At 44.2% G+C, this 11129-nt stretch carries 6 protein-coding genes; all 6 read right to left on the bottom strand.

Annotated features, from left to right (window positions below; genetic code table 11):
• A partial coding sequence (locus tag CVV21_10185) for a hypothetical protein (GenBank protein ID PKL91150.1) occupies window positions 1-643 on the bottom strand: 643 nt, incomplete at its 3' end.
• Between the two features lie 16 nt (window positions 644-659).
• On the bottom strand, window positions 660-2765 hold the full coding sequence (locus CVV21_10180) for a hypothetical protein (protein PKL91149.1): 2106 nt from the start codon (window positions 2763-2765) through the stop codon (window positions 660-662).
• 301 nt (window positions 2766-3066) lie between these two features.
• Window positions 3067-8349, bottom strand: coding sequence for a hypothetical protein (locus tag CVV21_10175; protein PKL91148.1), 5283 nt, complete (start codon window positions 8347-8349; stop codon window positions 3067-3069).
• A gap of 195 nt (window positions 8350-8544) precedes the next feature.
• On the bottom strand, window positions 8545-9489 hold the full coding sequence (locus CVV21_10170; protein ID PKL91147.1) for a hypothetical protein: 945 nt from the start codon (window positions 9487-9489) through the stop codon (window positions 8545-8547).
• A gap of 119 nt (window positions 9490-9608) precedes the next feature.
• Complete coding sequence (locus CVV21_10165) at window positions 9609-10193, bottom strand: hypothetical protein (GenBank protein PKL91146.1); 585 nt, start codon at window positions 10191-10193, stop codon at window positions 9609-9611.
• A 20-nt stretch (window positions 10194-10213) separates the two neighbouring features.
• Entirely contained in the window at window positions 10214-11122 is a 909-nt protein-coding gene (locus tag CVV21_10160) for a hypothetical protein (protein PKL91145.1), read from the bottom strand.
• Window positions 11123-11129 lie beyond the last annotated feature (7 nt).

Raw genomic sequence — 11129 nt, 5'->3', positions numbered from 1 at the left:
CCTGATATGTGTACCAGTATCCGCCGAACAGGTTGGTGTTGTCCCCGTCTTCAGCGTCTTCCATTACGCATACTCCCGCGGGCGGTGTTGTAGGCGTAAATGTCGCCGTTGATCCCGCAGGCGGTGTGTTTGTTGCTGTCCTTGTATAAGTTGCCGTGTTTGTAAACGTTGATGTTGAACCGGCAGGTATTGTGTTTGTGTATGTTGCCGTGTTAAGCGGTGTGGGTGAAGGCGGCGGTGCCGGGCATGTTGCACAGCCGTAGATGATTAAATCATCTATCCAAAGATCCGCTGTTGTTGTGCCTTCAAGCGCTGTCGCGTTAAAGCTTGTCTGGAACTGTACTTCTTTCGCGTTTGCAAGTACTGTCGCTATCGGATACGCTGTTCCCCATCCTGTTGCCTGTGCAAAAAGAATAAACGGAATATCCACAAGCGTCCATGATGCAGCCGCAGTAAAGTCATATTTGTAATCGTTGTATCCCGTCAAGCTGCTTCCGTCTGCTGCTGAATAAGGTATTTTAACGTGGTACGCTTTGCCGTTCCCTTTTGCATAGAACTTTACACCTGTGCAGGCTGAAATGTCTGTTACTTCGCCTGTTCCTTCAGGCGGCGCACCTGCCATCGGGTTAAACTGTGAACCCATTCCTATTGAAGGATAGTCATTGTTTGCCGCTGTTAACTATTGCCGCGCCTGTGCCGTCCTGATATGTGTACCAGTATCCGCCGAACAGGTTGGTGTTGTCCCCGTCTTCAGCGTTTTCCATCAGGCATTCGCCCGGAGGAAGGTCAGATGTTGCCGTTGGTGTAAATGTTGCGGTTGACCCCGCCGGTATTGTGTTTGTATTGGTGGCAGTATAAGAGTTTGTATATGTGCTTGTGAATGTGAATGTAGGGCCGCCGGGTGTTACAGTGGAAGTGGCAGCCGGTGTGGGGCATGAATTACACCCGTAAATTACTATATTGTCAACCCAAAGGTTTGCTGTCGTGGTGCCTGTTGTCGCGTTAAAACTTGTCTGAAACTGAACTTCTTTGGCATTTGTAAGAACAGTCGCTATAGGATACGCTGTTCCCCACCCTGTTGCCTGCGCGAAAAGTGAGAACGCCACATCAACAAGCGTCCATGTTGCAGCCGCGGTGAAGTCATAACGGTAATCATTGTAACCCGTCATACTTGTGCCGTCTGCCGCAGTATAAGGTATTTTTACGTGGTATGACTTGCCGTCTCCCTTTGCGTAAAAACGTATTCCGTCGCAGCTTGAAAGATTTGTAACCTCTCCGGTGCCGTCAGGAGGTGCTCCGGCATTCGCGTTAAACTGCGAACCCATACCTATTGAAGGATAGTCGTTGTTTGCCGCATTTATAGGCCCTACCGTTCCTGTGAACCTTGGCGCGTAAAGCGAGCCATCATATCCGCCCGAACCCATAAAATAATCGCCGCCTGCTGTCGGTGAAACCGACGCGCCTGTACCATCTTCATATGTATACCAGAATCCGCCGAAGAAGTTTTCCGCGTCATTATCTTCGCCGTCTTCAAATGAACAGTTTCCAACAACTATAGGAGTATTTGTCGCTGTTGAACCCGCCGGAACTGTATTGCTGGGCGTTGCGGTGGCACCCGAAGAAAAGTTCTTGGGATAATACCCTGACATTACAAGCATTGAATAAAAACCTACAGCCGCATTATAATATTCATTTCCGTTAATATGGTTGCCTACCTGGGAAGAAGTCCTTGCGTAATACGCGTCAAGCTGGGTCTGATATGCAGTACCGTACATAAAGGTACAGCCTATGGGCCCTATGAATGTCGCGTTATTGTTATTGCTTGTGGGACTGGTGCTGCTTACATTATAACCGTCGCCTATTGATGATGCCGCAATTCCCTGGAACGCAGCTGCCTGCCTGTTGATAACCGTTCCCGCGGTTGAATCGCCGTTCCACGCATAATCTATCGCGTATCTCATTCCTGTACGGCACGCGTTATAAAGGTATGTCTGATCCCTTCTTGTACCGTCCTGATTTGCGGTTTCTGATGTTAAGCCCGTTGACACAACCTGATTTGCAATAATATGGCTGTTGCACTGCGTTATAAGCGTAGCCCATTTGGCGCTTGTGTAAACAGTACCATATTCTCTAAAATAAGCTTCTGAATAATATGAAGGATATTCCATATCATCCCAACTGTCGCCGGGTTTTAAACTTCCATCACCGGCAATACAATTGCTTGCAATAGCGTTAAGCATACCCTGTGCGTACTGCGTATAAGTAAGCGCTCCGGTGATTCCCGAAGGGCTTCCGCCCCATCGTTCCGCTGCCTTCATAAGAGCCCACGCCATATCTGTATCAGCATCAGTAGCGGAGCCGCCGTCAGTTATTGAATTTCCGTCAGTTGACGTTGACCATGGCATAAGCTGGCTGTTTCCGTCAAGCGCGCAAATTGCAAGTTTATATTTTAAAAGCAAATCAAATGTTGTTTTGTCATCCATATAAACGGCAAAAATCATACCGTATGCCTGGCCTTCGGATACCGTTCTGCCGTTATGCGGGTATTCAGGAGCCATAACCCTGGAACCGCCCCTTGTCGCGTTTGCCACGACAAATTTACCCTTAAAATTTGTCCACTTTGTGTTAAGGTCTGTGGCGTAGGCAGTGCCGTTTGTAAGCTGATTGCCGTAAGGGTAATTTGTATAGACAGGCGCGGCATATGCCATACCCGCTGATACAAACAACACCGTCATTACAGCCGTAAGTAACCTTTTAATGTGCATATTATTACCTCCTGAATTATTACATTTTATATTTTTATATTTAAAATCATACCTTGAATATTAAGACAAAACATACCCGAAAAAGTTCCGTTCTTTTTTCGTTAAAATAGAATAACTTCAATATTAAAGTAACTGCTATTTTATTCAAAAGAGCCATTTATGTCAATGTTTTTTTAAGGTAAAAAACATGTCAAAATTAAGTGTTTTTTTGTGCGCTTTTTTAAAACTGCCAAAAAACCTGCATTTACAGGCTAAAAAAACGGCCCGGTTTTACCCGGGCCATTTTGAAACTATAAAAGTTTTACTTTGATTTGGACTTAAGTATTATTATCTTATCAATTTTTGACCTTACTTCCTTGCCATCCCTGGTTACCATTATCACATAATAATACGTGCCATTGGACAGGTTTTTTAAGGTTTCTGACTGGTAATACACACAGTCTCCGCTTAATATCTGGGTAAGAGCCTGCCCTTCAAAAACTTTTTCATCAATCAATCTCTGCGCTGATGAGTATATCCTTACACTTAAGCTTTCAACATCCTTCTGGGTTACTTTTACCCTTATTCTTAATAACGGCTGTACAGTCGGGTCAAAAGGGTTAGGATAAGGAAGCAATTCTGTTACATCAAGCACTTTGCTTGTTGCAGTGGGTGTCGGGGTATATGTGAATGTTGATGTATGCGTCGGTGTATTTGTGTATGTGTGCGTGTTGGTTGCCGTATAAGTGTTTGTATTGGTTGCCGTGAAAGTCGCGGCTGACGCCATATCAAACGCCCTTACAGCGCTGGAAGCTTCTTTCATCTGCCCAAGTATCGTATTCATAACGGTTACCCTTATTGTGTAATTGCCGTCCGGCATACCCGTTAAACCGGAAGTTGGAACGTTAATTGTTTGGCTTCCGGGTGTCCTTAAAGTATTATCTGTTAAAAAGGTGTAAACAGAAAGGGACGAAGCGTCAATAAGTTCTATCCTTGTTGAAGTCGCATTCTGCCCGGTTAAATTAAAGCTTACCGCTATCGTGGCAACGGCAGGCATTACAATAGTACCCGTTGTAGGCATTAAAGTAACCATACTTACGCCAAGCGTGGGTGTAGGAGTCTGTGTCTGCGTGTATGTGTTTGTAGCAGTATTTGTTGAAGTGTTTGTAAAGGTGTTTGTATATGTATTTGTAAAAGTCTGCGTGGGCGTATTTGTAATTGTATGTGTATTGGTGTCAGTGGAACCCGGTATTGTTGTCTCTGTCTCTGTAAATGTATGTGTCTGAGTGTATGTGTTGGTATTAGTGTGTGTCTCTGTGGGAGTACTTGTGTATGTCGGCGTATTTATAACCGGCGGTGTCGGGCATGTTGTGCAGCCATAGACAATTAAATCATCTATCCACAGTTCCGCGGTTGTTGTGCCTTCCAGCACTGTGGCGTTAAAGCTTGTCTGGAACTGTATTTCTTTCGCGTTTGCAAGCACTTCAGCTATAGGATAAGCTGTTCCCCATCCTGCCTGTAATAACAATGTAAACGGAACATCCACAAGGGTCCAGGAAGCTGTTGCAGTGAAATCATGTCTGTAATCATCAAATCCTGTTTTGCTTGTTCCGTCAACATTTGAATAAGGTATCTTTATATGGTACTGTTTACCATTTCCTTTAGCGTAAAACTTAATACCTGTGCATCCGGAAATATCTGTTACTTCACCCGAACCTTCAGGCGGCGCTCCCGCCATCGGATTTAACTGCGAACCCATTCCTATTGAAGGATAATCGTTATTACCCGCGTCAACCGGTCCTACTGTCCCGTTAAAACTTGCCGCCATAAGTGAGCCGTTATATCCGCCCGCTGTCATTGTAAAGTCTGTGCCGCCTGCCGTTGCAGGTATCGGGACTATTGCCGCTCCTGTGCCGTCCTGGTATGTGTACCAGTATCCGCCGAACAGGTTTGCGTTATCCCCGTCTTCGCCGTCTTCCATTAAACAGCCGCCGCCGTCAACTGTTGCCGTATGAGTCGGCGTATTTTCGGCTGTATCCGTATTTGTGGCTGTATGGGTGTATGTATGTGTATTCGTATTTGTTGCGGTATATGTATATGTTTCTTCAACGGTATCAGTCTCTGTAGGCGTGTTTTCCTGTGTTTGCGTATCCGTAAATGTCGCTGTGGGGGTATCAGTTGCCGTTTCTGTATCAGTTGCCGTTTCTGTTTGTGTTGCCGTATCTGTTTCTGTTTCTGTTTCTGTCGGAGTATTTGTAAATGTATCCGTGGATGTGCTTGTACACTGCGGAACTTCAGTTGCCATCGGCAGAACGCCGGTGAACGTATTGTTTGTTTCATCAAGTTCCGTTATAACAGCATTAGAATCTATTGTAACCAAGACAGATGCAGACGGAACATACTGTATCCAGACGGAACCGCTTGTGCTTGCCGTAATTCCGGCAACAGGTATTTCATTTCCGTCTATATCAATTGTAAAGGCGGCGGCATCCTGATCTCCCTGATTGGCGTAGTTAATTCTGACGCCCAGAGGATAAATTCCCGTTCCTACAATACAGACCGGTACGGTCTCGCTTGTGATTGAAGCGGATAATATTACAAGGTCCGACCCGCCGGCTATAGGCGTATTTGTTTCTGTAGGCGTGTTTGTATTTGTTGCCGTATTGGTGTATGTATTAGTGTTTGTAGCTGTATTTGTGTATGTTTGGGTTGCCGTATTTGTACTTGTATTGCTTGATGTCCACGTCGCTGTATTTGTAAAAGTATCTGTCGGCGGAATCGGCGTGTTGGTGTTTGTATGCGTGCTGGTGTTTGTATGCGTGCTGGTGTTTGTGTTTGTTGCTGTATTTGTATAAGTATTTGTCACTGTAGCAGTATTCGTGTCAGTCGGTGGTAAAGGGGTATTTGTATGTGTGTTAGTAGCCGTATTTGTATATGTCTGCGTAAATGTATTTGTATTTGTGGAAGTATTTGTATATGTTGAAGTGTGCGTATTGGTAGGCGGTATCGGTGTATTTGTATGCGTGTAAGTATTGCTTGCAGTGTATGTCTGCGTGGCTGTAAAGGTATTGGTTGAAGTTGAAGTGTTTGTACGTGTAGGCGTATAATTCTGGCTTGGGAACATTTCCAGCTGATCAACGGCCAAATCAATACTTGACCACGGCTGACCCACTGTCTGGAAATGTATTGCCATAAGGTTTGTCTTTATTGTCGTAAGCGGTACAACCGTACCCCAATATTGTTCCTGCGTAAATTCGGTAAATGCTATCTGATACTGTTTCCACGAACCGTCCGAAGGCGGCGTGAAATTAAATTTCCAGTCATTGCTGCCCGTGTTTATAGTGGCAATAGGAACAAGTTTTATGGTGTACGGAAGCCCGTCGCCTTTTGCCCAGAACCTTATCCCTAAAAACGGCGTGCAGTTGCGCGCTCCGCCTGTTGACATAAGGTTAGTCCCCATGCCCACAAAACCATTGGCATAAACATCTGTTACCGTACCGGTCATACGCGCGCTGTAAGCGGTTGATGCGGCGCCCGCGTTATCCATTGCCCATATTCCGCCGGGTTCCGGAACTACAACGCTTGTACCCGCGTTTGGCGAATCGTCATAAGTAAACCAGTCGCCGCCCCAGTTATTTACACCATCAGCGTCTTCACAGTCATCAAGAAGTTCTGACGCGCCAAAGGTGGCGGTAATTGTGGGCGTAAACGTAAAAGTGGCTGTAGGGACAGGTGTGGGTGCCCATAAATACGGGAACAATTCCACTTTATCAAGCGAAAAATTAATTGCTGCCACGGCGTTATTAGTACCTACCTGCCATTTTATTTCCTGCATCACGGGAAGAATTTCCGTTTGAAGGTCATATAAATTGGCTGTCCATGCCGGCTGAGTAAACTGCCCAAAAGGTATTGAAACCTGTGTCCATGTGGTGGGCGGAATAAATTCAAATTCGTGGGAGGCCCAGTCAATATAAACAGTGGAGCCCGACCCTTTTGGCCCAAGCATAATTTTCCACGGTGTTACGCCGTCGCCTTTACACCAGAACCTGATACCGCCGCCATCACCTTGAAGCGTATTTGTTATCCAAAAATCACTTAAATCAACAATATCCTGACCTGCAGGCAGTGTTTTAATTTCCGGCTTTAATTCTGTTCCTATTCCCACCGAAGGGTAATTAGGGGCAACAGCCGCAGCTTTTGAACCTGTAATACGCAGATAAAAATCGCTTTCCGCATCAGCGCCGCCGGCAGTCATTGTTAAATGTTCGCCTTCTGCCGGTAAAACAGTTGCACCCAAAGTTTTAGCATCCGCCCATGTGTACCAGTAACCGCCCCAGTCATTGGCGGTATTGTAATCAGGAAGGTAATCATCAAAGTAATCAATAACCTGGCCGTCAGGCACAGGAGTGGGGGTTTTAGGAGGTTCCGGACTCATTATCCTGTAGTTAGGCATATTACCCGACATAAAGAGCAAAGTTAAAACCTGAAGAGCACCGTTGTAATAAGACTCTGTAGCACTGAAGCTTGACGTCCTTGTATAAAAGTTATTAAGATTTGTCTGGTCTGTTGTTACCATGAAAGCACAGCCCGCCGGCCCTACAAAAGCAGCGTTATTGTTACCGCCATAAGACGTGCCGTTCTGATAGTAATATCCGTCAACAACACCGGATGGGCCTTTGCCCGCAAAAAAAGTGGCCAGCTTGGTTGTATAAGTGTCAGCCGCAGCGGTTCCATACCACGCGTAATCCATTGCGGTTCTCCACGGCACACGGCAGGAGTTATAGTCATACTTTCTTCCATCAACGCCGTTCTTGTCATAATTTATGGCAGCGCCGCCGGTTGTTATAATTTCTCCGACAAGCCCGGTTGTAGCATTTGCCGATGAGTTTATCATAGTAAAACATTTATTCGCAATGGTTGCCCACCTGGCATCGCCGTCTACAGTCTGAAACTCCCTTAAAAAAGCAGTTATAAAATATGAAGGGAAAGTGTGGTCATCCCACTGGTCGCCGGGTTTTAAATGATTATCAAGCGCCACATCGTAGCTTTTTATATTTGCAATTTCAGTCTGCGCCTGTGAAATATATGTCCTGCCTATGCTTCCGCTTCCGCCCCACTGCTTGTCCGCCATTAAAAACGCGAAAGCTATATCAATGTCAGCGTCTGTGGCTGAACCCTGATCTATAATTGTTCCGCTGCTGTTAATAATCCACGGAAGAAGCGAACCCGGTTTTCCTGTTGCCGCTTCACCCCTGTTTATTTTAAACTTTGCAATACCGTCAAATGTTGCCTGGTCATCCATATATACAGATGCCAGCATTCCATACGCTATACCTTCAGATACGGTATACCCCCCGCCATAACCGGGAACAGGTTCCGGACTGACAACCTTTAAACAACCCGTACATACAGAAGAATTTTGTACATAAGATGCTTTCCATGTATTATATTTACTTAGAATTGTACTTGAACTGGAATTGGTAGCACGTATCCCGTATGGATAGTTGGCTTCCTGAGGAAAAGTATAGTTGCCCGCGAATGAGCATACCGAGAAAACAAAGAATAGAAAAATAGACAGGTAAATCGTTTTACCGTTTTTAATCATAAAACACCCCACAAAGTATATTTAAGCATTTCCCTAACAACAAACTTTCTTATTTTAACTTAATTGCATCAATTTTGTCAAACAAAACATAGAACCGCATTATGAAGCCGTGAATTCTATTACCCTTTAAACAAAAAAACCTTTTCCAAACCGCTGTTTCCGGCTTGAAAAAGGTTGGCGTCGCATTTGCGTCGTTTAATTCTTGGAAACTATGATGTTCTTTTTAATGACCCGTTTTCCAATCTGTATATATACAAAATATATGCCTTCGCGCACAATTTCACTGTTATCGTTTTTGCCATACCAAAGTATCTGGTAAGCGCCCGGCGCTTTATCTTCATCCACAAGCTTTGCCACTTCCCTTACCGCTTTATCATAGATAACAATCTTTACCCTTGAAGTTTCGTCCACTTTTATCTTTATTGCAGCTGCCTGTCCAAGGTTCGGGTTAATCAGGTTATTTGCTATAATTGCCTTTTCATCATCAAGTAATGGCGTAGACGGCGTGGGTTCAACTCCCGGGTCTTTTGCCGCCTGAACCCCTGTTGATACTGCCGGCGCTGCCGCTGTATTCACATAAGGAACCGACTGATTTACAGCTTCTTTTTTAGGAGCCGGCCTGTATTCATATACAAGGACATTTTTTTCGTATTTTTCAGCTGTTTTTTCAGTTACAGCTTCTTTAACGGTTTCTTTTACCGCTGCCGTCTGAACGGTCTCTTTTTTTATATCCACTTTAACAGTTTTTACCGCTTTATTAGTACCTATAATAGAAGGATTGAATGATGCCATATCAACTTTATGCTGTTTGTCGCTTATGTTATTATATATAAGGAAGGTAGCGGCAAAAACCACAGCCGCAAAAGAGGCTCCAACCCTTAAAACATGGGCAAAAACAGGCTTTTTTGCTGTATTTTGTGATTCTATGGCTGCCATTACCCTTGTTTCAATAAAATCAGGCGCATCAAATTTAATGCTTTTGGATGCGTTTATGATAACTTTCATGGTTTCCATGTATTTGCGGCAATCGGCGCAATCAGATAAATGAGAAGACATAACAGCCGTGTCCTGCGCGTTTAAGCCGCCATCCAAGCTTTCTGTTATAAGTTCTTTCATTTTATTACATTTGGTATCTTTCATCTTCTTCACCGTCCTTGTATATATTGACAACCCATACTAAAAAAGGTTTCGCACTATTTTATACTGCTGCCCGGCAGGTTTCTATCCCGGGAAAAAATAAGACATCACACTGTCATCATTTATAATATTTTATCTTTTTCAAGTTTTTCACGCAGGTTTTCCCTTGCCCTAAAAAGTTTGCTTTTTACCGCAGATACAGACAATTTAAGAAGTTTTCCTACCTCTTCATATGATAACCCGTCAACATCCCTTAATATAATTACCTGCCTTTGTTCTTCTGTCAGTTCGCCTATCCTGTTAAAGACAACAGTCCTTACTTCTTTGGATACATACTGGTTATCCGGTTCGTTCTCTTCTTTCTCTTTAATATTATTAACAAGGGTATTTGTTTCCTCTTCATCATTGCCGGTGTAAGACTCTTCCGCCATACGCGACCTTAGCCGCTGCATCTGTTTTAACCTGTTCTTGCAGGAATTGATTGTTATCCTGTAAATCCACGTGCCAAGTTTTGAATCGCCGCGGAATTTTTTTAGGTTTTTATAAACATTAACAAAAATTTCCTGGCATACATCTTCGGCGTCCTGCCTGTTTCTTAAAAAACTGAAACAGTGGCCAAAGACAACGCCTTTATACTGTTTTATTATCTCTGAAAAAAGTGCTGTTTCGCCCTTTTTTATCCTTTTTATTATTTCCGCTTCATCCATCTTATTTAAGCGCTCCCTTTTTAAAACTTAAAAGTTATGGTAAACCTGTGCGCGTTGTCCGCCACAAAATATGGCTGATACGCGTAATCAATTGATGCCTGCCCGTAAACCACGCCCGCGCCTATCGCTATTCTTCCTTCCTGCCTTCCAAACACATATCCTATCCTTCCGGTAAAAAAATCCCGGTAGGTGACTTCCAGCCCAAGCGAAGTCTCCGCGCCTTCGTTTTCCACAAGAAAGATTCTTTCTTCCGCAAGTATTTGTATCACGTCGCCTTCGTTTCTGTAAACGTAAATGCCGTATCCGCCCCTGAACAACATCGGGAACATGGCTTTTTCTTTTGTGTAGGAGGAGTTGATGCCTATATTTTCAAGTGACGCGCCTATTAAATATTTCTGTTCAAAATTCTTATGCAATACCCCGGCATTTAAAACCGCTCCAAAATTACCGCTTCTATGAATCTTTGAAAAGGCAAACTTTACGTTAATACCCGCGTTTAAATCTTTCATCATTTCCCTCGCGTATGAACACGCGCCGGTGATATCGTAATTTTCTATCCTTTCAACTTCATAACCTTCTTCATTGGTGCGGTAAAGTTCCGGATTGGTGTCATACATAAGGGATACAGAAAGGCTGTCTTTTTTTCCAAGCGGCTGCGCGTATATCAGCTGTTCGTAATTTGTGCCAAAAACAGAGGTAAAATGGGAAAACACCGCGGATTTTTCTTCTATACCCTGAAGCACCGCCGGATTGGCATTTGAAGCCGAAGGCCTTGCATAACTGGGGGCATATATGCCGCCCAGGCCGGCTTCCCTTGCGCTTATATCAACAAGCAGAAAATCGCCTGCGGTTGTTCCCGAAGAAAAAACAGGCGCCGCGCAGATAAAAAACATTAAAAAAAGCGCGGCGCATTTATTTATTTGTCTCATTTTGGCT

The organism is Candidatus Goldiibacteriota bacterium HGW-Goldbacteria-1 (assembly GCA_002839855.1).
Taxonomy (GTDB): Bacteria; Oederibacteriota; PGYV01; order PGYV01; family PGYV01; genus PGYV01.
This window is presented reverse-complemented; position numbering and strand designations above follow the sequence as displayed.

Excerpts from the sequence above, each read along its gene's own strand:
- CVV21_10180 (PKL91149.1), bottom strand. The coding sequence starts at position 2,765 with ATGCACATTAAAAGGTTACTTACGGCTGTAATGACGGTGTTGTTTGTA.
- CVV21_10170 (PKL91147.1), bottom strand. The coding sequence starts at position 9,489 with ATGAAAGATACCAAATGTAATAAAATGAAAGAACTTATAACAGAAAGC.
- CVV21_10175 (PKL91148.1), bottom strand. The coding sequence starts at position 8,349 with ATGATTAAAAACGGTAAAACGATTTACCTGTCTATTTTTCTATTCTTT.
- CVV21_10160 (PKL91145.1), bottom strand. The coding sequence starts at position 11,122 with ATGAGACAAATAAATAAATGCGCCGCGCTTTTTTTAATGTTTTTTATC.
- CVV21_10165 (PKL91146.1), bottom strand. The coding sequence starts at position 10,193 with ATGGATGAAGCGGAAATAATAAAAAGGATAAAAAAGGGCGAAACAGCA.